This window comes from Nocardia salmonicida NBRC 13393 (assembly GCF_001613085.1).
Classification (GTDB): Bacteria; Actinomycetota; Actinomycetes; order Mycobacteriales; family Mycobacteriaceae; genus Nocardia; species Nocardia salmonicida.
Genome location: NZ_BDBR01000070.1, coordinates 1 through 24,108 on the forward strand (window position 1 = coordinate 1; position 24,108 = coordinate 24,108).

General features: G+C 67.7%; 18 protein-coding genes. 8 read left to right on the top strand and 10 right to left on the bottom strand.

From position 1 onward, the window contains the following. Positions 1 to 256: 256 nt before the first annotated feature. The 8 genes from NS1_RS37440 to gltB form a co-directional block, all read right to left on the bottom strand. Positions 257 to 1,156, bottom strand: a complete 900-nt coding sequence (locus tag NS1_RS37440; RefSeq protein WP_084504796.1) for a cutinase family protein — start codon at positions 1,154 to 1,156, stop codon at positions 257 to 259. Between the two features lie 221 nt (positions 1,157 to 1,377). Further along, on the bottom strand, positions 1,378 to 1,749 hold the full coding sequence (locus tag NS1_RS37445; RefSeq protein WP_062992334.1) for a hypothetical protein: 372 nt from the start codon (positions 1,747 to 1,749) through the stop codon (positions 1,378 to 1,380). A gap of 10 nt (positions 1,750 to 1,759) precedes the next feature. Beyond that, positions 1,760 to 2,263 (bottom strand): roadblock/LC7 domain-containing protein, encoded by a 504-nt coding sequence (locus NS1_RS37450; RefSeq protein WP_235569873.1) that lies wholly within the window; start codon positions 2,261 to 2,263, stop codon positions 1,760 to 1,762. Beyond that, positions 2,260 to 3,189 carry a hypothetical protein gene (locus NS1_RS37455; protein WP_062992336.1) on the bottom strand — a complete coding sequence of 310 codons (930 nt, stop codon included), beginning with the start codon at positions 3,187 to 3,189 and terminating at the stop codon, positions 2,260 to 2,262. Before NS1_RS37455 ends, NS1_RS37450 begins: the two co-directional genes overlap by 4 nt. Further along, positions 3,186 to 3,533: a hypothetical protein gene (locus tag NS1_RS37460; protein WP_056822820.1), complete on the bottom strand. Its 348-nt coding sequence runs from the start codon at positions 3,531 to 3,533 to the stop codon at positions 3,186 to 3,188. Before NS1_RS37460 ends, NS1_RS37455 begins: the two co-directional genes overlap by 4 nt. Before the next feature lie 341 nt (positions 3,534 to 3,874). Next, positions 3,875 to 4,501, bottom strand: a complete 627-nt coding sequence (locus NS1_RS37465) for a tetratricopeptide repeat protein (protein WP_062992338.1) — start codon at positions 4,499 to 4,501, stop codon at positions 3,875 to 3,877. Positions 4,502 to 4,693: 192 nt separating this feature from the next. Beyond that, the gene (locus NS1_RS37470) at positions 4,694 to 6,166 is read right to left on the bottom strand and encodes a glutamate synthase subunit beta (RefSeq protein ID WP_056822517.1); all 1,473 of its coding nucleotides are present in this window, start codon (positions 6,164 to 6,166) and stop codon (positions 4,694 to 4,696) included. Beyond that, positions 6,159 to 10,826 carry a glutamate synthase large subunit gene (gene gltB, locus NS1_RS37475; protein WP_062992340.1) on the bottom strand — a complete coding sequence of 1,556 codons (4,668 nt, stop codon included), beginning with the start codon at positions 10,824 to 10,826 and terminating at the stop codon, positions 6,159 to 6,161. The genes NS1_RS37470 and gltB overlap by 8 nt, the downstream gene beginning before the upstream one ends. 929 nt (positions 10,827 to 11,755) lie before the next feature. Here gltB and NS1_RS37480 point away from each other — a divergent pair. Further along, positions 11,756 to 13,567, top strand: coding sequence for a DUF4407 domain-containing protein (locus NS1_RS37480; protein ID WP_062992378.1), 1,812 nt, complete (start codon positions 11,756 to 11,758; stop codon positions 13,565 to 13,567). A gap of 48 nt (positions 13,568 to 13,615) precedes the next feature. Here the strand turns inward: NS1_RS37480 and NS1_RS37485 are convergent, their stop codons facing one another. Continuing rightward, positions 13,616 to 15,127 carry an MFS transporter gene (locus tag NS1_RS37485; protein ID WP_062992342.1) on the bottom strand — a complete coding sequence of 504 codons (1,512 nt, stop codon included), beginning with the start codon at positions 15,125 to 15,127 and terminating at the stop codon, positions 13,616 to 13,618. A gap of 80 nt (positions 15,128 to 15,207) precedes the next feature. Here NS1_RS37485 and NS1_RS37490 point away from each other — a divergent pair, with 80 nt between their 5' ends. From NS1_RS37490 to NS1_RS37515, 6 genes are all read left to right on the top strand, one after another. Then, the gene (locus tag NS1_RS37490) at positions 15,208 to 15,753 is read left to right on the top strand and encodes a TetR/AcrR family transcriptional regulator (RefSeq protein ID WP_056822528.1); all 546 of its coding nucleotides are present in this window, start codon (positions 15,208 to 15,210) and stop codon (positions 15,751 to 15,753) included. Between the two features lie 186 nt (positions 15,754 to 15,939). Further along, positions 15,940 to 17,553, top strand: a complete 1,614-nt coding sequence (locus NS1_RS37495) for an adenylate/guanylate cyclase domain-containing protein (protein ID WP_062992380.1) — start codon at positions 15,940 to 15,942, stop codon at positions 17,551 to 17,553. A 53-nt stretch (positions 17,554 to 17,606) separates the two neighbouring features. Next, positions 17,607 to 18,491: a hypothetical protein gene (locus tag NS1_RS37500; protein WP_063816382.1), complete on the top strand. Its 885-nt coding sequence runs from the start codon at positions 17,607 to 17,609 to the stop codon at positions 18,489 to 18,491. Continuing rightward, complete coding sequence (locus tag NS1_RS37505; RefSeq protein ID WP_062992344.1) at positions 18,488 to 19,516, top strand: DUF4129 domain-containing protein; 1,029 nt, start codon at positions 18,488 to 18,490, stop codon at positions 19,514 to 19,516. Before NS1_RS37500 ends, NS1_RS37505 begins: the two co-directional genes overlap by 4 nt. Continuing rightward, positions 19,513 to 20,508: an AAA family ATPase gene (locus NS1_RS37510; protein ID WP_062992346.1), complete on the top strand. Its 996-nt coding sequence runs from the start codon at positions 19,513 to 19,515 to the stop codon at positions 20,506 to 20,508. Before NS1_RS37505 ends, NS1_RS37510 begins: the two co-directional genes overlap by 4 nt. Before the next feature lie 4 nt (positions 20,509 to 20,512). Next, complete coding sequence (locus NS1_RS37515; protein WP_062992348.1) at positions 20,513 to 21,799, top strand: DUF58 domain-containing protein; 1,287 nt, start codon at positions 20,513 to 20,515, stop codon at positions 21,797 to 21,799. A 147-nt stretch (positions 21,800 to 21,946) separates the two neighbouring features. Here the strand turns inward: NS1_RS37515 and NS1_RS37520 are convergent, their stop codons facing one another. Beyond that, positions 21,947 to 22,693, bottom strand: a complete 747-nt coding sequence (locus NS1_RS37520; protein ID WP_062992350.1) for an RDD family protein — start codon at positions 22,691 to 22,693, stop codon at positions 21,947 to 21,949. An 18-nt stretch (positions 22,694 to 22,711) separates the two neighbouring features. Here NS1_RS37520 and NS1_RS37525 point away from each other — a divergent pair, with 18 nt between their 5' ends. Next, positions 22,712 to 23,746 carry a stage II sporulation protein M gene (locus NS1_RS37525; RefSeq protein WP_062992352.1) on the top strand — a complete coding sequence of 345 codons (1,035 nt, stop codon included), beginning with the start codon at positions 22,712 to 22,714 and terminating at the stop codon, positions 23,744 to 23,746. Positions 23,747 to 24,108: the final 362 nt, after the last annotated feature.

Below are 24,108 nucleotides of genomic sequence, written 5' to 3' on the forward strand. Positions count from 1 at the left end.
CCCACCACCCGCGACCCCTAGGGAGCGGCGGCCACGAAGTGGCCGGTCCGCGGCCGGGTCGCCGGTCAGGCGCCGTTGCGTAGGCGACGAAGGAGCAAGCAACGGTGCCTGACCGGCGGCCCGTGGGGGCCGCGGACCCGCGCGCGCCAGCGCGCCAACAAACACAGCGTCAAACCTGCCTGGGACTACTGAACCCCATGTCCCAACAGAAAGAACCCGGCACCACCGAAGCGATACCGGGCCCTCACCGAACTACTCAGGCCTGCTGAGCGATCCAGTTGTGCATCCAGCTGATAGCGGTCTGCCCGCCACCCACCGAGTAACTGCCGTACAGAGTATGAGCCTGCGACCGGTAGAACTGCTCGAGATCCTTGGCCCGCTTCTGGTTGGCCGCGTCCGTCAGCTGCGCCCCCAGCGTCGGGATGCCACCGAGCGACATCAGGTCGGTCACGATCGCCCCGGCCTCGAGCTGGTAGCGCCACAGGTTGGCCGGATTCGCATCCGAACTCTGCGCGAGGAACCCGGCGAACCGCGTCACGAAGTCGTCGCTGGCGGTCGCGCAGTACAGGTCGTCGACCGCGCAGATCGTGCGCGTGCGATCGCTCAGCCAACCGAACCCACCCGGCCGGGCGCCACCGGCACCGGCACCCGGGGCGAACGGGCCGACCTGCACATCGGTCGGCGAACGGCGCGGATCGGAGATGAGGCCGACAGCGGCGACCCGGTCCTGTGGGATCGGGCTGATGCCGGTGCCGATCTCGGCGGCCAGATCGCCTGCGGCGTCGGCACCCTGGCTGTAGCCGACGATCGCGGCCTTGGTGTTGCCGCAGGCGGCCAGCTTCTCGCTGATCAGCCCGCGGGCGGCGTCGACCGCCTGCTTCTTGGAGTTGCCGTAGACATCGCCCTCCCAGGGGAAGGCAGTGGCGGCATAGGTGACGTAGTCGACGTCGGTGTTTCTCGGTAGGCCGTTGGTGACGCCGGCGAGCATACCGGGGCCGGGGGTCTTCTCGTGGCCGGTTTCCCAGGTACCGGGAATGGCGACCACATACAGACTCGGGCAGGCGGGCGCCGCGCTCGCGCTCGTGCTGCCGACAACAATTCCGGACATCATCGCCGCGGATGCTCCCAGAGCCGCGACAACCTTCTTCACCTGCATACCGCTCCAGTTCACCCTTGCTCCATCGATGTGAGAGCAACCCCGATTAAGGACGTTTGGCCCCAGATCTCGCCGCGAATCAGAATAGGCGTACGAGCCATCCCGTGCCACACGACCTCTCGATCTTATGACAGTTTGCACCGACGGACCCACGGCTACGCCACCGGAGTGACGAGATGTCGGCGGCACGTCACCGCCGACTCACCCCCTGTTCGCGGAACTCACACCTCCAGGTCTTCTTCGATGCCCTTGAGCTTGTGCCGCGCCAGCGCCAGATTGGACCGGGCACGATCGAGGGCGAGGTAGAGAAAGAGCCCTTTGGACTTGCGCCCTGTCATCGGGCGGATCAGGTGGTACTGCGTGCCGAGGGTGATCAGGATGTCCTCGATGTCCTCGTTGAGACCGAGCTGCTCGATGGTGCGCATCTTCGCCCGCACCACCTCGGTATTGCCCGCCGCGGCGACCTGTAGGTCGAGCGACTTGGTGCTGCTGAGCATTCCGAGCGCCATCCCGCTGCTGTAGTCGACGATCGCGGCGCCGATCGCGCCTTCGATCACCATCATGTCCTTCAGAGCCAGATCCATATTCGACATATCGTGCCTTTCATTCGTCGATCTTCGCCAGGTCGTTCCCGGGCGAGTGCGCCGCCGCCAGATGGCCGGCGATGGCGCGAGCTACTGGTCGCGACTCCAGGTGGAGCCGACCGACATTCACTTCTGGTCCGGCGAGCACGGTCAACGAGGTGTAGCCGGCGGCGTAGATCACCACCTGCCCCTCGGTGCCGTGCACGACGACTTCGCTGAACCCGCCGCCGTGCGCGACGTTCGCCAGCCGATACGACAGCGACAACTGCGCGGCCGACAGCGCGGCCATGCTCGCGGGTTCCAGATGGACGGGTAGGTCGTGTTCGATGAGCAGCCCGTCGCTCGAGGCCACCAGCGACCCGGTGAGCTGCGGTAGCCGCTCGCGCAACACCTTCAATTCGGCCAGCACGGCCGGATAGTGTTGGGGCGCTGTGTGTTCGGGCGCCCTGGGTTCAGGCGCGGTCATCGCCGGTTTGGTCAACCTACCCCTCCATTCACCGAGCAGCTTCTTCCGCACGGTCACGCAAGCTCCTCCAACGCCGCCCTGAGCCGGATGAGTGTTTCGCGGTCGACCTGTCGCCAGCGTTCGGGTTCCGCTCGGCCCTGGTCTCCACGGTGTCGGGCGGTCGCGGTCGCTTCCTCGTCGATCGCGTGCCTGCCCGCTCGTGCACCCGTCTCCTGCTGGAAACGGGTCGGTCCCGCGCTGCCGGGAATACGTCTGGGCAGCGTGGGCACGGATGTTGTCGAAAGTGTCGAGCTTCGGTGGTCGGCCGGTTCCGGGGCGAGGGCGAGATGACGTCCGCGCTGCGGTTGTTCGGTCCGGATGGGCTCCGGGGTCTCGATCAAGCCCGCTGTGGTGAGGTCGCGAACCGCGACGAGGCAGCCGTAGGTGGTGCGGCCGAGATCGCGCGCGATGTCGGCGATGCTGCGGCGGGTGTCGGCGGCGGCGAGGACTTCGGCCTGACTTCCGGTGATCACCACCCGGTTTCGCTTGACCCGGCGGGCGGGGACTACCGGGACCGTGGTGACCAGGTCGGGCGACCACGGACCGTGGTCGTTGTCGTTGCGACGTTCGCATTCGTGCACAAGCGCGCGGGGGGCGATGTGGCAGACCGGGGCCAGCCAATGTTCGGGTGTCGGGCGGAATTCCGGCTCGCCCGCCGAGGCCAGCAAAAAGTAGGCAGCGTCGAAGACCGACAGCAGCGCGAGGGTTTCCAGTTGCGGTTGTTCCAGCAGCGGGCCGGGATCGCCCGCGCCCGCGCGGCGCCAATCCTCCGCCGTTGCCACCCCGGCTTCGACCACCAATCGGTCTAGTCCGATGGTGCGCCCGCAGCCCACCGAGGCGATAGCGCCACGGACCAAGTGGAATTCGCCGTCCCCGGCCCGCAATACTCCGGTAGACCCTTCTTCGCCGAGCCGATGCAATTCATCGGCGAGCGCGACACTCATCGGCTCCCGCCCGTCAAATCTTCCAGTGCCGATCTGAGTTGATAGCGCGCCATCCCGAGATTTCCTGTATCGCTGTCGAATACGACATGCATGAACAACCTGCCGTCGAAGTCACCGTCGACCAGGTGTAAGAGATGGAACCCCCTGGTCCGGCACACCACGATCTCGGTGAGGTCGTCATCGGAGCTCCCCAGTGCCGGACACCCGAGCGCGGCTCGTACCACATCGGTGGTCCCCGCCGCGTCCTCGTGCTCGTCGACGCCCTGGTGTTCTCCGGCGGCGGCGACAGCCAACCCGCTCGCCCCGTCCACCAGCGTCGCACTGCGCGCTCCGGGAATATCCATGATGCGTTTCAGACACCCATCAAGCGAATTCACCGAGCCCCCGACCGTCATCGACTATTGATCGAGACGAGACGTTATACCCCGCCGCTATTCTCCGCATCTTGAACGCCGGAAAATTGCTGCCGCACAATATGTTTGCTGATGGTTGCTGGAAAACCGCTCGGTATCAATACTTTTCAGTAACTTCTGCGATCATTCGCTGCCCATCGCCATAACCGGTGATCACTCGCCTTTTCCACTCTCCAGCGATCATCGGGTGAACTTACGAATCAGCGTCTTCGCAGACCTCGCCTGACTCGGCGCACACCACTGCCACACCGATGTGCTCGAGAATTGCGCGATCAGCCCGCCGCGCGGCGGTACCAGGTTTCCGCTTCGCGGTGGGCGCCTTGGGATTCCAGGAGCGCCGCGAGATTGGCCATGGCACGGGGGTGGCCGAGGTCGGCCGCACGCCGGAAGCAGCGCCGGGCCTCGGTGGTGGCGCCGCGGTGACGCAGCAGGATGCCGAGGTTGTTGACGGCGTCGATGTCGCCGTGGTCGGCGGCCTCGCCGTACCAGGCTTCGGCGTCGTCGAGGCGGTGCTGGTCCTCGAAGAGCCGGGCGAGGTTGTACATGGCGTCGACGTGTCCCGCCATGGCGGCGTGGTGGTACCAGGTCTCGGCATCGCGACGGCCACCACACTGGTAGAGCATGGTGGCCAGATTGAACATCGCGTTGCAGTTGCCCGCGGCCGCCGCACGGCGGTACCAGGATTCGGCCTCGTCGAGTTCACCGAACTGATCGAGCAGGACGGCGAGGTTGTTCATCGAGCGCGTGTGTCCCGCGGCGGCGGCGCGCCGGAACCAGTGCTCGGCAGCCTCGAAATCGCTGTGGTCGTGGTAGAAGTGGGCAAGATTGTGCATAGCGGTACCGTCACCACGCTCCGCGGCGCGACGCAGGTTCGCCAATGCTTCCGGCGGCAACGGCACAGCTCCCCCTCGGATCTTCCCGTACACCTCGACACGGAAAGTCTATGTGCTGCAGGGAAGATCAGCCATGTCGTTTGCGTAGCCATCGAAACCATCGAGTAACTTCGTCGTTCAGCCCCCTACGCATCCCCTCGGCAACACGAAAGCGCCCGCGGACTCGAAAAGTCCGCGGGCGCCTCGGTGGTTACGCGATCAGCGCTGGGCGACAGCTGTCGGGGGGATCGGCGCGGGCAGCGCGGTCTCGCCCTCGAGGAACTTGTCGACGGCCGACGCGGCGGCGCGGCCCTCGGCGATGGCCCAGACGATGAGCGACTGGCCACGACCCATATCGCCGGCGACGAAGACGCCGGGGATGTTGGTGGCCCAGCTCTTGTCGCGCTGGACGTTGCCGCGACCGTCGTAGCCGACGCCGAGATCGGTGAGCAGACCCGGCTTCTGCGGGCCGACGAAGCCCATGGCCAGCAGGACCAGGTCGGCTTCGAGGGTGAAGTCGGTGCCCTCGACCTTTTCGAAGCGGCCGTTGGCCATCTTGACCTCGTGGGCGTCGAGGCCGGTGACCTTGCCGTCCTTGCCGACGAAGCGCTCGGTGTTCACCGAGAACAGACGTTCGCCGCCCTCTTCGTGTGCCGAGGCGACCCGGTACATGAGGGGGTAGGTCGGCCACGGGGTCGAGCCCGCGCGCTCCTCGGGAGGACGCGGCATGATCTCGAACTGGTGGACCGACTCGGCGCCATGGCGGTGCGAGGTGCCGAGGCAGTCGGCGCCGGTGTCGCCACCGCCGATGATGATGACCTTCTTGCCCTTGGCGTGGATCGGCGGCAGGCCGTCCGCGTCGGCGATGTCGTCACCGAGCTGGACCCGGTTGGACAGCGGCAGGAATTCCATCGCCTGGTGGATGCCGTCGAGCTCGCGGCCCGGGATCGGCAGGTCGCGGGCGATGGTGGCGCCACCGGCCAGCACGATCGCGTCGAAACGCTCACGCAGCTGCTCGGCGGTGATGTCGACACCCACGTTGACGCCCGCCTTGAAGATGGTGCCTTCGGCTTCCATCTGGGCCAGACGACGGTCGATGACCGACTTCTCCATCTTGAATTCCGGGATGCCGTAGCGCATCAGGCCGCCGATGCGGTCGTCACGCTCGAACACGGTCACGGTGTGACCGGCGCGAGTGAGCTGCTGGGCGGCGGCCAGACCGGCCGGGCCGGAGCCGACGACGGCGATCTTCTTGCCGGTGAGACGGGTCGGGTACACCGGGGTGACCCAGCCCTCGTCGAAGGCGTTCTCGATGAGCTCGACCTCGACCTGCTTGATCGTGACCGGCTCCTGGTTGATGCCGAGCACGCAGGACGCCTCACACGGAGCCGGGCACAGGCGGCCGGTGAACTCCGGGAAGTTGTTGGTGGCGTGCAGGCGGTCGATGCCTTCGCGCCACGCGCCCTTGTAGACCAGGTCGTTCCATTCGGGAATCAGGTTCCCGAGCGGACAGCCCTGGTGGCAGAAGGGAATTCCGCAGTCCATACAGCGGCTGGCCTGGTTCTTCAAGGTGTCCTGGGAGAACTTCTTCTCCTCGTAGACCTCTTTCCAGTCGAGCAGACGCAGCTCGACCGGACGACGGGCCGGGGTTTCCCTCGAGGTGTGCTTCAAAAATCCCTGTGGGTCAGCCACGAGCCGCCTCCATGATCGCGGTGTCGACATCCTTACCGGCCTTTTCGGCCTCGGAGATGGCGAGCAGAACCTTCTTGTATTCGCGGGGCATGACCTTCACGAAGTGGTTCACCTGCTGGGACCAGTCGCTCAGGATGCGTTCGGCCACAGCCGATCCCGTTTCGTCGCGGTGGGTCGCGATGATGTCGCGCAGCCAGGTGAAGTCGTCACCGGAGAGCTGCTCGATCGCGTCGACCTGATCCGGGTTGACCCGGCCGGGCAGCTTGCCCTCTGGGTCGTAGACGTAGGCCACACCGCCCGACATACCCGCGCCGAGGTTGCGGCCGGTGTCACCGAGGATGACCACGCGCCCACCGGTCATGTACTCGAGCGCGTGGTCGCCCACACCCTCGACGACCGCGGTCGCGCCGGAGTTGCGAACGCCGAAGCGCTCGCCCGCGACACCGTTGATCAGGATGCGACCGCTGGTGGCGCCGAACATGATCACGTTGCCCGCGATGATGTTGTCCTCGGCGACAAAGGCTTCCGGTGCGGAAGCCGACGGACGCACCACGATGTGGCCACCCGACAGACCCTTGCCGACGTAGTCGTTGGCGTCACCGAACACCCGCAGCGTGATGCCGGCCGGGACGAACGCGCCGAAGCTGTTGCCCGCCGAACCGGTGAAGGTGATGTCGATGGTGTCGTCGGGCAGGCCCGCGCCACCGTAGAGCTTGGTCACCTCGTGGCCGAGCATGGTGCCGACCGTGCGGTTCACGTTGGTGATCTTGGTTTCGATCTTGACCGCCTGGCCACGCTCGAGCGCGGGGGCGCTCTGCGCGATCAGCTCGTTGTCGAGAGCCTTGTCCAGACCGTGGTCCTGGGTGGTGGTGCACCGGGTGTTCTGGTTCATGAACGCCGTTTCCGGCATGTCCAGGATCGGCGACAGGTCCAGCTTGGCGGCCTTGTAGTGCTGCTTGGCCTTGGCGGTGTCGAGCAGGTCGACCCGGCCGACGGCCTCGTCGAGGGTGCGGAAGCCCAGCTCGGCGAGCAGCTCACGCACCTCCTCGGCGATGAACATCATGAAGTTCTCGACGAATTCCGGCTTGCCGGTGAAGCGCTCGCGCAGCACCGGGTTCTGGGTGGCGATGCCGACCGGACAGGTGTCGAGGTGACACACGCGCATCATGACGCAACCCGAGACGACCAGGGGCGCGGTCGCGAAACCGAACTCCTCGGCGCCGAGCAGGGCGGCGATCATCACGTCGCGGCCGGTCTTCATCTGACCGTCGACCTGGACGACGATGCGGTCACGCAGGCCGTTGAGCAGCAGGGTCTGCTGGGTCTCGGCCAGGCCGAGTTCCCAGGGACCACCGGCGTGCTTGAGCGAGGTCAGCGGCGAAGCGCCGGTGCCGCCGTCGTGGCCCGAGATGAGCACGACGTCGGCGTGTGCCTTGGACACACCGGTGGCGACGGTGCCGACGCCCGGCTCCGCGACAAGTTTCACGTGAATCCGCGCCTGCGGGTTCGCGTTCTTCAGATCGTGGATCAGCTGGGCCAGATCCTCGATCGAGTAGATGTCGTGGTGCGGCGGCGGCGAGATCAGGCCGACGCCCGGCGTGGAGTGACGCACCTCGGCGACCCACGGGTACACCTTGTGCGCGGGCAGCTGGCCGCCCTCGCCCGGCTTGGCGCCCTGGGCCATCTTGATCTGGATGTCGGTGGCGTTGGTCAGGTAGTGCGCGGTGACGCCGAAACGACCCGACGCGACCTGCTTGATCGCCGAACGACGCCAGTCGCCGTTCTCCTCGACCTCGAAGCGAGCGGGGCTCTCGCCGCCCTCACCGGAGTTCGAGCGGGCGCCGATGCGGTTCATCGCGATGGCGAGAGTCTCGTGCGCCTCGGCGGAGATGGAGCCGTAGCTCATCGCACCGGTCGAGAAACGCTTGACGATCTCGCTCGCGGACTCGACCTCGTCGATGGAGATCGACGCACGCTGGTTCGACTTGAACTTGAACAGACCACGCAGCGCCGCCAAGCGCTCGGACTGATCGTCGACCAGCTTGGTGTACTCCTTGAAGATCGAGTACTGGCCGGTGCGGGTCGCGTGCTGCAGCTTGAACACCGTGTCCGGGTTGAACAGGTGGTACTCGCCCTCACGACGCCACTGGTACTCGCCGCCGACCTCGAGCTCGCGGTGCGCGCGCTCGTTGCGGTTCTCCAGGAACGCGACGCGGTGGCGGATGGCCACCTCTTCGGCGATCTCGTCGAGACCGATGCCGCCCAGCGGGGAGCGCAGGCCGGTGAAGTACTCGTCGACCAGGTCCTGGGCCAGGCCGATGACCTGGTACAGCTGGGCGCCGTTGTAGGAGGCGAGGGTGGAGATGCCCATCTTCGACATCACCTTGAGCACGCCGTTGCTGGCCGCGGTGCAGTAGTTCGCGACGGCCTTGCGGAAGTCGGCGGACAGATCGCCGGTGCTGCCCGGAATCTGCAGCGAACCGCGCTCGAGCATGTCCTCGATGGTCTCGAAGGCCATGTACGGGTTGATCGCGGCGGCGCCGAAACCGATCAGCAGGGCCATGTGGTGCACCTCGCGGGCGTCACCGGCCTCCACGACCAGGCCGACCATGGTGCGGGTCCGCTCGCGCACCAGGTGGTGGTGCACCGACGAGGTGAGCAGCAGCGACGGGATCGGCGCCAGCTTCTCGTTGGATTCACGGTCGGACAGCACGATGATGCGCGCGCCGCCGTCGATGGCGGCCGAGACCTGGGTGTTGATGGCCTCGAGCGCCTTGCGTAGACCCTCGCCGCCCTCGGCGACCGGGTACAGACCGCGCACGACCACCGAGCGCAGGCCCGGCTGGCTGCCGTCGTCGTTGATGTGGACGAGCTTGGCCAGCTCGTCGTTGTCGAGAATGGGCTGTTCGAGCGCGATCATGCGACAGGAGTCAGGGCCCGGGTGCAGCAAGTCGGCCTCGGGGCCGAGGTTGCGCTTGAGGCTGGTGACGACCTTCTCGCGGATGGCGTCGAGCGGCGGGTTGGTGACCTGCGCGAACAGCTGCGAGAAGTAGTCGAACAGCAGACGCGAACGGTTCGACAGCACCGCGATCGGGGTGTCGGTACCCATCGAGCCGAGTGCCTCGCCGCCGGTCTTGGCCATCGGCGTGATCAGCAGGTTCAGGTCCTCGGTGGTGTAGCCGAAGATCTGCTGACGGATCAGCACGCGGTCGTGCGACATGTGCACGTGCGGGCGATCGGGCAGATCGGCCAGCCGGCTCACGCCGGCGTCGAGCCACTCCTGGTACGGCTGCGCCGCGGCCAGCTCGGACTTGACCTCCGAGTCGGTGACGATGCGCCCCTTCTCGGTGTCGACCAGGAACATCTTGCCCGGCTGCAGGCGGATCTTCTGGACCACGGTCGCGGGATCGATGTCGAGCACGCCGACCTCGGAGGCCAGCACGACGAGACCGTCTTCGGTGACCCAGATACGACCGGGGCGCAGACCGTTGCGGTCGAGCACGGCGCCGATCTTGGTGCCGTCGGAGAAGCACACCGCCGCCGGGCCGTCCCACGGCTCCATCAGCATCGAGTGGTACTCGTAGAACGCGCGCCGCTCGGGGTCGAGGTTCTCGTTACGCTCCCACGCCTCGGGGATCATCATCATGATGGCGTGGTGCAGCTCGCGACCGCCCAGGTGCAGCAGTTCGAGCACCTCGTCGAAGCGCGCGGTGTCGGAAGCGCCGGGGGTACAGACCGGGAAGATCTTCTGCAGGCGGTCCTTGCCCGCTTCGTCCTTGCCGAACACGTCGCTGCGAAGCAGCGCCTCACGGGCGCGCATCCAGTTCTCGTTGCCGGTGACGGTGTTGATCTCACCGTTGTGGGCGACCCGGCGGAACGGGTGCGCCAGCGGCCACGAGGGGAAGGTGTTGGTGGAGAAGCGCGAGTGCACGATGCCGATGGCCGACTCGACGCGCTCGTCCTGCAGGTCCAGGTAGAACGCACGCAGCTGGGGCGTGGTGAACATGCCCTTGTAGATGAAGGTCTGGCCGGACAGGCTCGGGAAGTACACCGATTCCTTGCCGACGGTGCCCTCACCGGGGCCTGCCTTACCGAGCTCGTGCTCGATCCGCTTGCGGATCACATAGGCGCGACGCTCCAGGTCCATGCCGGAGAGCTGCTCGGCGGAGTTCTTCGGCGAGCCGATGAAGATCTGCCGGAAGGTCGGCATGGCATCACGGGCCAGCGCGCCGAGCGAGGACTCGTCGATCGGCACCTCGCGCCAGCCGAGTACGGCGAGGCCCTCTTCGGTGACGATCTTCTCGACGCCGTAGGCGGCACGCGCGGCTTCGCGACGGGCCTGCGGCAGGAAGGCGATACCGGAGGCGTAGGAGCCCTCCGGCGGCAACTCGAAGGGGGCGGCACTTTCGGCGATGATCGCGCGGAAGAACTTATCCGGGAGCTGGATCAGGACGCCCGCGCCGTCGCCGGAGTTCGGCTCGGCACCCGCAGCACCGCGGTGCTCCAGGTTCAGGAGGGCCGTAATGGCCTTGTCGACGATGTCTCGACTGCGTCGTCCATGCATATCGGCGACGAACGCGACGCCGCAGGCGTCGTGTTCGAATGCCGGATCGTAGAGCCCGGTGACTCCGGGTGACCTGTGGCCAGGAAGTTGCGTCATGCCTCTGCCTTCAAGAAAGTCGGCTGTCGATGTCGGCCACCCAGCAAGCTGAGCGTGGGCCCTTCGTCGTTTCGCCTCCGTCAAGACTGCGTCCGTACGATCCGAAACCAGCGACGGTGGTGGTTTGCGGCGTTGACGTAGTTGGGGTGCTCAGAGGTAACGGGATGCTTACTTCTCCCTTACCTCTGCGCGGGGTTTCACCCGCTACTCTTGGCCCGGTTTCACCGGGCCTCGAACAGGTGGTTGGCCGAACATGGGTGTGTTCGGCGTAAGAGCAAACGATAAGTCAGACCGCAGACCCAACCAACTAAGGTTGTGCTAAGTAACCCGTCTAGCTGGGGTTTGTAACGGCTGCTTGCATCGTCGCGCGCGTCGTCCAGTGTAAAGCAGACTGGGGACCGGATCGATCCCGGACAACCCGTTCCTACCTGCGTGAACACCGTGGACGAGCAGACTCGAATCAGCCGCCGACCCGGGGTCGAAAGCTGAACTCACCTGCACCGCAGCAGATTTCCCTACAGATGCCCTGGTCAAACCTCCCACCTCCGCTAACCGGGGGTGGGGACTGTGAGATATTCCCGACACGGGCCCCCACAAGCGCGCCAGTCAGCCGACCGTACGGTCTGTATTGCGAAATGTGCGCCACAGCACACCTCTGGCTAACTTCTGGCAGTGTCGTTCGACACAAATCGGGCGCGGACGGCGGTAGAGCCCGGCTCGCCGCGTACGACACGCCGAGGTGGGCACGGAAATATCTCGGTCGACGCGATGGCTGGACTCACTCGACTGTGAGGCTGACCACAAGCAGCACCTCGGCACTCGGTGTGTCGGTGTCCGGCCTGTCACGCTGACACAACGAATCCATGCCAGTTTTGCCATGCCTACCAGTTTCGCCATGCCCAGTGGAGCGCACGACCCGGGGAGAATTCATGACCGGCTTACTCACCTGGCTCGGCGGAGGCCTCGCCTCGTCTCGGCGCCGGGACCCTGAAACGGGTGCTGACCTGGCTTTCAGCCACGAACAAGGCCGTTATCTGGTCACCGGTGCCGCAGTGTCGTCGTTCGCGCTGATCGCCGGTCTCGTCGCGTTGTGCGCGCTGCTCGCCGCCGATGTCGGCGTGGTCGGCGCGGTGCTGTTCGCGCTGGTCGTCGCGGGCGCGGCGGGCGCGCTCGGGCGGGCGCTGGCGACCACGCATCCCGGGGCCGACGATGACCGGTTCGGCGTCGCGGCCCGGATCGGGGTCGGGGTGCTGGCGGGGGTGTTCGTCGCCGAACTCGCCGCCACCGTGCTGCTCGGCGGGACCGTCGACCGGGAACTGGATGTGCGCGCCCAAGCCGGCGCCGAGAACGCGCCCGCCGTGGTCGCCGCCCGCACCACCTTCGACCTGGCCACCGCCGACCGCGCCGCGCTCGACCTGAGCATCGCCAAGTCGCAGGCCGATATCGACCGCGCGCTGGTCATCGCCCGGTGCGAGTACAACCCCACCTCGGAATGCCCGCGGACCAGGATCACCGGGGTGCCCGGTCGCGGTCCGGAAACCCAGACCGCCAATGACATGCTCGACGACGCCCGCAAACAGCTCGCCACGGCGCAGGGCCGCGTCGAGGGCCTCGACCAGCGGGTTCGCACCGAGTCCGCCACCCTCGCCGCCGCGCGGACCAGCGCGATCGCCGAGGGCGACCGTGGTCTCGGCGCCCGCTGGCTGGCCATGAACAGCTACACCGCTTCGCACGCGGGGGCCGCTGCCCTGCGCCTTCTCATCCTGCTCGCGGGGATCGTGGCGGCCCTGCTGCCGCTGCTGTTGCGCTGGTGGCGCGGGGAAACCTCGCTGGACCGCCGGGTCGACGCCGCGGACGTGGCCGACCGGGCCCAGCGCGAAGCCGACGCCGCCATCGCGGTGAAACGCGCCGAGGTTCGCACCGAGACGGCCGCATTGCGCGCCGAACACGAGCTCACCGCCGCGCAACTGGCCATCGAAGCCGATACCGTGATCGATCGAGAACGTCAGCGCACCAGGATCATCGCCGCGATCGGCGGTTTCGAGCTCGGGTTCTCCGAGCCGCATCGAAAGGACGACTCCGTGTCTCTGGAGCCGAACGTGCCATCGCAGCTGCCCGCCGGTTATGTCCAGCACGCGCTGCCCACCGGTCCCGCCGGGACGCTCGTCCCCGCGCACCAGGCCCCTGCTCAGCAGGCCCCCGCGCCCGCGCCGACCAGCGGTGGCGGCCTCGAACTGCCGATCATCGGAACAGTGCCGTTCACCGACACCGCGGCCCGCTGGATTCGGCCGCTGGTGCCTTCGTTCGTGGCCAACGCGTTCGACTCGGCCACCCACCCGATGCGGACCGCGCGACAGGCGTTCGAAGAGGTCGAAGAGGTGACGTTCACGCTGCGCCGCTCGCGCAAGGTCACCGTCGACACCCAGGATTCCTCGGCGCAGCAGCAGGTTCCCGCCGGATACCAGCTGCAGGGACAGCCCGCGCAGGGTTACCTACCGCCCGGCGCCTACCCGCAGCAGCCGTACCAGCCCTATGCCCAGCAGATCGCCTCGAACGTGGTCGACGCGCCGTCGAGCCGCTTCCACCCGGACCCGCGTCAGTACCAGTCGGCGCCGACCTACACCGCCCTGCCCGCCGGACAGGGCAACGGTCTGCCCGAGGCACAGGGCCACGACGAGCTTCCCGGCGGCGGCGCGGGCGAGCTCCCCGGCGGTCGTCGTCAGCTGCCGCCCGCCCGCTGATCGCACGAGTCGGGACAGCAGGCCGCGCCCGCTGTCCCGAACTCCCGCTCAGCCGCGCGTGGTCTTCGTCCGGACCGCGCTGTAGGCCGCGAACAACAGCACCGCGACGATGCCGACCACCGTCAGATGGATGCCGCTGACGAACGCCTGATTCGCCGAGGACAGGAACTCCTGCGCCACCGCGGCGGGCAGCTCGGCAGCCACCTCGACCGCGCCACTGAGCGAACCCGATGCGGTCGCCACCGCGTCGTCGGGCAGCAGGGACAGGTCGAGGCCACGGCGGAAGATCGCCATCACGGTGCTCCCGAGCAGGGCGACACCGAGTGCGAGACCGGTCTCGTAGGCGGTCTCCGAGATCGCCGCGGCCGCACCGGCACGTTCGGCCGGAGCCGATCCGACGACCAGGTCGGCGGCCACCGTCATGGCCACGCCGGCGCCCAGACCGATTCCGACGAAACCGAGCACGAACGCTTCGGCGCCGCTCACCACGTCGACCGCGAGGAACGCCGCCGTGCCCAACGCCGCGACCACCAGCGCACCGGCCAGCACGACCGTCGCACGCCAGCGCCGTACGAGCAGGGCAGCCGCCAGCGAGCCGAGCACGCTCGCCGCGAGTCCGGGCAGCATCAGCAGACCCGCTTGCAAGGGCGTGCGGCCGAGAACCAACTGCAGATACTGCGAGCCGAAGAACAGCACGCCTGCCAGGGCGAACACCGCGAGCAGGTTCGTGAACACCGCGACCCGGAACCTCGGCAGCTCGAACAGCCGCAGGTCGAGCATCGGATCGGTCAGGCGACGCTGCCTGCGCACGAACAGCACAGCCGAGATCACACCGACCAGGCCGACCAGTAGCGCACTCACCATGGGACCGTGCGCGGCGGTTTCCTTCACCGCGTAGACCACCGGGACCAGCGCCAGCATGGACAGCAGCGCGCTGAGCGCGTCGAACCGGCCCGGATTCGGGTCACGTGATTCGGGGATGAGCAGCGGCGCGAGTGCCAGCAGCACCAGCATCACCGGCAGGTTCACCAGGAACACCGAGCCCCACCAGAAGTGTTCGAGGAGCCAGCCGCCGACCAGCGGACCAGCCGCGGCGCCGCCACCGGCCATCGCGCTCCACACGCCGATCGCCATCGTGCGCTGACGCGCGTCCTGGAACATCGAGCGGATCAGCCCCAGCGTGGCGGGCATCAGTGTGGCACCGGCCACACCCTGCAAGACCCGCGCCGCGATCAGCATTTCGGGCGAGACCGCCCATGCGGCCAGCGCAGAGGCGACGCCGAAGCCGACGGCGCCGATCAGCAGCAGTCTGCGCCTGCCGATCCGGTCGCCGAGGTTGCCCATCACGACCAGCAGGCCGGCGAGCACGAACGAGTACACGTCGATGATCCAGAGCAGCTGCGGGGTGCTCGGGGCCAGGTCGGCGCTGATCGCGGGCACGGCCAGGTCGAGCACGGTCGCGTCGACGGCGAGCAGCAGTAGGGCAAGGGCCAGTACGCCGAGGCCCGCCCACTCACGCGGGGTGGCGTGTGACGGGGCGAGTGCGGTGGGGGTGTTCATCGGTCTCTCGACTTTCAGGTTGGTAAACCGTCCAGCCGGTACAGTAACAGGAATACCGTCCAGACGGTACAGTGAGCGCTGTGAGCCCCGGCACCCGCGATCGCATCCTCGACGCCCTGGAAACCCTGCTGCTCGAACGCGGCACGGCCCAGATGACCCTCGACAATGTCGCCGCGGCGGCGGGGGTGTCCAAGGGCGGACTGCTCTACCACTTCAAGAGCAAGGACGCGCTGCTCGTCGGGCTGGTGCATCGACTCGGCGAGCGTGCCCGCACCCAACTCGACGAAGCCAGGGCGAGCGGGAGCTCGATCGCCGAGTGGTACCTCCAGACCCCCGATCCCACCGCGCAGGCCGATGCCGTCGAACTCGCCCTGTACCGCTCGCTGCTGGCGACCATGCGCACCATCGACGCCTCGGCGGGCAGCGAACCCGACGAGGTGCAGCGCGCGCTCGACGCGGTGATGGCGGCCTGGTCGGACAACCTCGAGACCGAGGTCGACGACCCCGTCCGCGCCGACACCATCCGCCTCGTCGGCGACGGGGTCTACCTGCGCGCCCTGCTCGGCCTGCCGCAGATCGAGCCCGCGCGCTACCGCGCCGTCGTCGACCGGCTGCTGCAACGCTGACGACCCACGAGCGCGCACACTGAGTGGACGCTTGTACACCGAACTCCGCTGTAAACAACGACACGACCGCTGGGCCGGTGGAGGCTCACAAAAGCCATCGCCACCAGTTGGTATAGCAACCTGACTCCAATAGTGACCTACGCAACTCTGTGGTCACTGGTCGTTTCGCCGGTTTACAGTTCGAGTGTGATCAACCGCGATGGATCGACACGCGCGGCGGGATCGGCGCCGTGGGGCTCTCCGCTGCTCGGACCAGCCGACGAGAAGTCGACGGCCCGGCGCGTTCGAGTGCAGTTGTTGCTCACCATTCCGCTGCTCATCGCCAATCTGATCGGTATCACGATGGTGGTGGTGCTGGCGGGCTTCGTGCTGCCGGGACCGACCGTGTTCACCCAGGAACTGCTGTTGGTGAACAGCGTCTTCACGCCGCTGTGCGCCGCCCTCGCGCTGGCGGTCGGCACCGCGTGGGGCACCGTGGCCGGTGTGCGATCGATGGGCTGGGCCACCGACCCCGAGCATGTGCCGACGCCGGCCGAACAGCAGGTCACCGTGTCGGCGCCGCGCTGGATGGTGCTGCAGCAGGCCCTCCTGTGGACGCTGACCTTGACCGCGCTCACCATTGTCTACGGAGTGCTCGAACCGGCGCTGATCCCCAAGGTCGTCCTCGCGATCGGCGCCGCGGCGATCGTGGTGTGCGCCAACAGCTATCTGATCATCGAATTCGCGCTGCGTCCGGTGACCGCGCGCGTGCTGGCCGCCGACCCGCACCGCCGCCGCGGCATCGGCGTGTTCGGCCGGACCATGCTGTCGTGGTTCGTCGGCGTCGGGGTACCGGTGACGCTGACGATGACGGTGGCGATCTGGGCCTTGGCCGATCCCGCGGTGAGCAAGGCCAGGCTCGCGGTGTGCATGCTCTGCTTCGGCGGCTCGGCACTGGTGTTCGGGTTGATCCTGATGGCCCAGGTCGTCGCGGCGACGGTGGCCCCGATCAAGGGTGTGCGCCAGGCGCTGCGCCGCGTGGAGAACGGTGACCTCGACGCCGAGATCGCCCTCTACGACGGCACCGAGCTGGGCGAGTTGCAGAGCGGCTTCAACACGATGGTGCACGGCCTGCGCGAGCGGGCGATGATCGAGGACCTGTTCGGCAAGCACGTCGGCCACGATGTCGCGATGGCGGCGATCGCCTCCCAGCCGGTGCTCGGCGGCACCGAAACCGAGGCCGCTGCCCTGTTCATCGACATCATCGGCTCGACCACGATGGCGGCCACCCTGCCCGCGCCCGAGATCGTCGGCATTCTCAACCGGTTCTTCGACATCGTCGTCGACGAGGTGGAACGCCACGGGGGGCTGCTCAACAAGTTCGAGGGCGACGCGGCGCTGGCCGTGTTCGGCACTCCGGCTCCGCTCGACGACCTGGCCGGCTCGGCGCTGTCGTGCGGACGGGCGATCCAGCGTCGATTGCATGGTGCGTCCGATCTCGACGCGGGGATCGGCGTCGCGGCGGGACGGGTGGTCGCGGGCAATGTCGGTACGCACAACCGGTACGAGTTCACGGTGATCGGTGATGCGGTCAACGAGGCCGCTCGGCTGTGTGAGCTGTCCAAGCAGTACGACGAACGTTTGCTCACGTCGGCGACCACGCTCGCCGCCGCCGCCGACTCCGAATCCGCGCAGTGGATTCTCGGTGAGACGGTCACCCTGCGTGGGCGTTTGAAGCCCACGCAGGTCGCGCTGCCGAGGCTGTCCGAGCGGGCCGACGAGCGCGCCTCCGCCGGGCGTGGATCCGCTGACGTTCGGTAGGGCGCAGTACGCATGACCGGGTGGTTCGGGTGGGATTGACTACACTCGGGCCCGTGCGTCCCGCCGTCGAAACGGTTGGCGCCGTCGGGGCGGGAGTCGATCCGGCACGGGCGCCTGCGCCGGGGCCGCCAACACCGCCGACGGTGCCGATCCGCCCCTTGCGTTTCCGCGAATTGCTCGATGAGCCGTTCGCCCTGATCCAGGCCCATCTGCGGACCTTCGCGGTGCTCGGCGGCAGTGCGCTGGTGCTGGCGGTGCTCGGCGTGCTCGGGCTCACCGGGCTGGTTTCCCACCTCACCGACGGTTCCGACGCGGGTACCGCGTGGGCCGCGATCCTGGCCACCGCGGCAGGTGTGTGGCTGGTGCGCCTGGTCCTGCGCGGCACGACCGTCGCCATCGGACTCGCCGATTTCCACGGGGTGCGTTACGGCGTGCTCGACGGGTTGCGGGCCGCGGGCCGACGGGCGATGCCGTTGGCGCTGGCGCAGATCATGTTCACGCTCACCGGTATCGGCGTGCTGCTGCTCGGCAGCATTCTGGTGATCACCTACCCGCTCGCGCTGATCTGGCTCTCGCACGTGCGGGCGCGACGGTTCGTCGCCGAACCGGTGATCGTTGCCGAGCACGCGGGTTTCGGTGTGGGCGTGGCCCGTTCGAAGGAGCTCGTGCACGGTGGCGTCTGGTCGACGGCGGGTCTGTGGCTCACCCAGCGGTGCATCTTCGCCGTACTCGCGGTGCCCGCGTTCGGTATTCCGTTCTTCCTCTCCGACTTCTCCGGCACCCACCGCTGGGCTGTCATCACCCTGCTCGTCGGCGGGTTCCTGCTGGTGGTGACGGTGAGCGAGATCGTCGAGGCGACCAGCCGCGTGCTCTGCTACATCAGCAGGCGCTGCGTCCGGGAAGGCATGGACATTCGAATCCCTGGTGATCGCCGGTGACCGACTCCCCCGGCGGCGTCCCACCGCGGCCGCGCCTCGGCGCCGCCGCCGAACACCGCGCCGCCGCCGAGAATGCCGCGGGCCGACGCGATTACGACCGCGCCCTGCGCGAACGCTTCCGCGCCGTCCTGCGCGGACTCGAACAGGACGGCAGCTTGCCGGTGCGCCGCTCACGCACGGCGCAGGAGACCGCCGACGACGCGACCACCGCACTCCCGCTGGAGCAATCCACCGAATTGCATCCGGCGGCACGCAGCTTCGACGAAGTCGTCTACGGCGGACGCGCGGCCACCGAGGACGAGTACCGCCGTCTCGAGTACGCCGACCGGTACTCCCAATCCGCGCCGCCGCCGGTACTCGACCCGCTCGAGATCGAGGTCGTCGAACGAGAACCCAAGCAGCGCAGGAAACTTCCGCCGCTGCCCGGTATCTTGCGCAGCCCCCGTTTCTGGGCAACGCTGGCCGCCGGACTCGCCATCGCGCTGCTGATCTACGCCACCATGCAGTCGTGCGGCGCCCCCAACGCGCCCGACACCCCTGACCTGCCAGACCCGCCGGACCCGCCCGACAGACCGCCGCCCGACGACAGCGACCTCGATTTCGGCAGCGGCAAGGACTCGATCTTCACCCGGCTGCCCGGCTGGCTGGCATTCGGCGGTTTACAGTTCCTGCTCGCCTTCGCGGCGCTGATCTGGTGGCGAGCACGCAGGCGTGGCGCGCTGGTCGGCGAGCCGCGCCCGGTCGAGGTCGCCGCGAACGAGCTGCTCGCGGGGCAGGCGGGGCTGTACCGGCGCTCCGGCGACGGGGCCCATGTGGCGCACATCCTGCGCGCCGCGACGCTGCGCCGGATCAGGCCTCGGCTGGGCGGCGAGCTCACCGACGATCAACTCGTCGCAGTCGTGTCGAGTCGACTCGGCGTCCCCGCTCAACAGATCGGCACTGTCCTGTTCGGTGACGTGCCGGACGAGACGACTCTCAATTATGTTGCCGCACACCTCGAATGGATCGAGACGGAGCTCGGATGACAAATATTTCCAAGGACGCTGTCGCGCTGGAAGCGCCGAGCGCACAGGAAGCCGCCGCGGCGCTGGCCGCGCTGCGCACCGAGATCGGCAAGGCGGTGGTCGGCAACGACCAGGCCGTGCTGTACCTGGTGCTCGCCCTGTTGTGCCGCGGGCATGTGCTGCTGGAAGGTGTTCCCGGCGTGGCGAAGACGCTGCTGGTGCGCGCGTTGGCCACCTCGCTGGCGCTCGACCACGCGCGCGTGCAGTTCACCCCGGACCTGATGCCGGGCGATGTCACCGGATCCCAGATCTACGATCCGCATTCGGCCGAGTTCACCTTCCGCAAGGGCCCGGTCTTCACCAACCTGCTGCTGGCCGACGAAATCAACCGCACCCCACCGAAAACCCAGTCCTCGCTGCTGGAATCGATGGAGGAGCGCCAGGTTTCGGTGGACGGTCAGCCGCGTGCGCTGCCCGATCCGTTCGTGGTGGTCGCCACGCAGAACCCGATCGAGCAGGAGGGCACCTATCCGCTGCCGGAGGCGCAGCTCGACCGGTTCCTGTTCAAGGTCGACATCCGTCTGCCCGACCGCGACGACGAGTTCCGCATCCTGCAACGCCACGCGAGCGGCTTCGATCCGCGTGATCTCGGCGCCGCCGGGCTGCGGCCGGTCGCCGGGCCCGGGCACATCGCGGCCGCGCGCGCCGCGGTGGGCGAGGTGGCGGTGAGCCCGGAGGTGCTGGCCTACATCGTGGATCTGTGCCGTGCCACCCGCTCCTCCCCCGCTGTCGCGCACGGCGCGTCCACCCGCGGCGCGACCGCGCTGCTGGCCGCCGCCCGTGCCTTCGCCTGGCTCAACGGGCGCACGTATGTGACGCCCGACGACGTGAAAACGGTGGCGATGGCGGTACTTCGGCATCGCCTGCAGTTGCGGCCGGAGGCCGAGCTGGACGGGGTGAGCGCCGAAGGCGTGCTCTCGTCGTTGCTGGTCTCGGTGCCGGTTCCGGTCTAGCGACGTGGTGGTCACAGGCCGATTCGCGCTGCTCGCCACCGTCACGGCGGCGGTGGTGATGTTCGTGGTGCCGACAGTGGTCGGGGTGCTCGGCGCGTGCGCGGTGCTGCTGGCGCTGCTGCTGACCGATGTCGCGCTCACCGCGCGCGCGGATTCGCTGTCGCTGACCCGTGATCCGCTGACGGTGGTGCGGCTCGGTCGCGGCACCGAGGTGGAACTGGTGGTCACCAATTCCGGCCCGGCCACCGTGCGCGGCATGCTGTGGGACTCCTGGCCCGACAGTGCCCGTGCCGAGATCGACGGCAGGCACCTGGATCTGGCCCCGCACACCCGAATCCGATTGCGTACCAGCCTGACTCCGATCTATCGCGGTGATCGGGTCGCGGGTCCGGTGACGCTTCGACTGCTCGGACCACTGGGGCTGGCCGGACGGCAGAGCCGCGTCGAGGTGCCTGCCAGGGTGCGCGCGCTGCCCGCGTTTCGCAGTGAGCGGCTGCTGCGTTCGAAAGTGAAGCGGCTGCATCATCTCGAGGGGCGCAATGTCGCCGATACGCGCGGGCAGGGCACCGAGTTCGATTCGTTCCGCGAGTACGTGGCGGGCGACGACGTGCGCAGCATCGACTGGCGGGCCACCGCACGTGCCAACGACGTGCTGGTGCGGACCTGGCGGCCCGAACGCAACCGCCACATGCTGATGGTTCTGGATACCGGGCGGGCCAGTGCGGGTCGGGTCGGCGAGGGAACCCGACTCGACAGTGCGATCGAAGCGGCGTTGCTGCTCGGTGGGCTGGCCGCGGCCGCCGGCGACACCGTGGACCTGATGGCCTACGACCGGCGAGTGCGCGCGGAAGTGAGTGGAGTCGGCGGCAATCAGCTGCCTCTCAAACTTATGCACACCCTCGCGGGGGTTACTCCACAGCTGGTGGACACCGACACCGACGGGCTGGTCCGCACCGTGATCTCGCGGGTTCGCAGGCGGGCGTTGATCGTGTGGTTCACCAGTCTCGACGGGCCGACCGTCACCGAGCACCTGTTGCCCGCACTGCCGACGCTCACGCGTCGTCATCGGGTGCTGATCGTGTCCGTCACCGATCCTGACATCGCCGCTGCTGCCCGTGATCGTTCGGCGGTCTACACGGCGGCCGCCGCCGAAACCGTGCTGGCCGAACGCGCTCTCGTGCAGGAATCACTGCGCAGGCGCGGGGTGGCCGTGGTGGCCGCGGCCCCCGATGAACTGCCAGAGGCGCTGGCCGACGAATACCTCGAACTGAAGCAGTCCGGCTCGCTGTGATCGGTGGACGTCGCGAATTGTGCACAACCGCACGTGGTTGTGGATAACCGCAGTTTCCACCGGTACTCACAGTTCATCCACCGACTCACCAACAGATTCATCCACAGGCTGGTCTGTGCACAGGTGGTTCGTGCACAGGCTGGTGATCTATACCCGTGAAAGCTGCTGTCGCCGAGCGAGAATCGCGCCGAGCACGTGATACGGCGGGTAGCCGACGGGCACCGGGCAGCGCAGCGCCGCACACATGGCCTCGACGAGCTGAGTGCCCAGATAGTGCTGTGTGGGCGGCGTGAGCGTCGGCAGCCGGGTCAGATACCGTCGTGCCGCCCCGGCCAGTTCGTCGGAGATCCCGCTCGGGTCCAGCTGCGCCGACCAGCCCGTCAACCACGGCGGCGCGACGGCCAGCGACGGCATCGGCATGGTCTGGCGGGTGTGCACAACTACTGTTCCGGCGAGCACATCGCCCACCCGCTTGCCATCACGCGAACACAGCGACGCGACAACGGCCACCGCGCCGAACGCACCGAGCAGCCAGAAATCAACGATCGCGCCCGCGAGACCGCGGGTGAGCGCGTGCCGGAAGTCGATCGGCCCCGCGTCGGCTCGCACGACGCGCAACCCGAAAGCCAGTTTGCCCAGCGAACGCCCGCGCGAGACGGTTTCGCTGCACACCGGATAGGCGATCAGCACGGTCACCAACGTGATGACCGCCGTCACCGAGAACCAGGCCGAATCGGCGTCGGTGGCCAGCAGCACCAGCATCAAGACGTATTGCAGCGTCGCGGCGAGCGCGAGCTGGAGCATCAGGTCGAGCAGAAAAGCGCCCGCACGGCTGGGAATGCGCGCGATCGGGAGTTCGAGCGCCACCGCTTCGCCGGTGGTGAATTCAGCCATGTGGCTAGCATTCCCGATATGGACACCGATGCCTACAGCTGGGCGAATCAACGGTCGTGGTATCGGCTCGATCAGCTGGTCCGCCAGCGGAAGTTGTCCGGCGCGGAGGCCGACGAGTTGGTCCGGCTCTACCGGTCGACCTCGCAGCAGTTGGCGAGATTACAGGGGCACCATCCGGATCCGGAGCTCGTGGACCGGCTCAGTGCGCTGCTGGCGCGGGCCCGCGGGCGAGTACTCGCGGCGCGGTCACAGCCGTGGCGCGAAGTGGGCCGGTTCTTCACCCGGCACTTTCCGGCGGCTGTGTACAGAGCCTGGCCCTGGTGGCTGGGGACAACTGCGATCTTGCTCGCCGTCGCGGGGGTGATCGGCGTGCTTGTGAATCGTTCGGCCGCGGCCCGCGACGCGCTGGGGATACCCGACGGTGACCTGTCAGATATCACCGGACCTGGGGGTTCGTTCGAGTCGTACTACTCCGAGCACCCCAACGAGGCCTTCGCCGCGAAGGTCTGGACCCACAATTCGCTGGTGTCGGCGATCGCGTTGTTCACAGGCGTACTGATCCTCCCGGCTGTGTACGCACTGTTCATGAATGCGCTGAATCTGGGGATAACCGGTGGATTGATGGCCGAGGCCGGGCGGCTGGATTCGTTCTTCGGCTTCATCCTGCCGCACGGCACGCTCGAGCTCACCGCGCTGTTCGTCGCGGGCGGGGTGGGATTGAAGCTCGGGTGGACGCTGGTCGATCCGGGACCGCGCAGCAGAGCGGCCGCGATGGCGAGGCAGGGGCGGGCGACCGCGACCGTGGCGCTCGGGCTGGTGGGCGTGCTGCTGGTGTGTGGGCTGCTGGAGGGTTTCGTGACGCCGAGCCCGCTGCCCGTACCCGTGCGGATCGCTCTGGGGTTCACAGCCGAGGCGCTGTTCCTGTACTACGTCTTCGGGATCGGCAGGCGAGTGGCCGAGGAACAGGATGCCGAGGCAGCGGTACCGGTCGTGTCGGCTGATCCGGCTGATCGGTGGCTGATGGCGCAGCCACAAACTCTGGACCGGGCGTGAGCACGCATCTGCACGTACATCTGTGAGGCCGACAACTCCGAGCACACCGCCCGAAGACAGCACCGGACAATCGGCAGCTACAGAAGGTCAAGAGATGGTTTCGAACTCCCCCATTTGAGTTCCGCTGGCCGCAGCGAGTCGGGCTCGAACTGCGGCCAGCGTTACCGTCAACTGTACACAATCGTTATCCCCACGCAACCCCCAACGCGCAGGTCCGGCGTACGAACTGCGAACATGCAAAGCCCTGTGGACGCACCGTTTTTCACACCCTCAGCAAACTCTTGGCACCGCATTCATCGAGCAGTCGACAGCACCGAGAATTCACCTCGGGCAAACCTTCGATAACGAGTCGCGCATCCTCG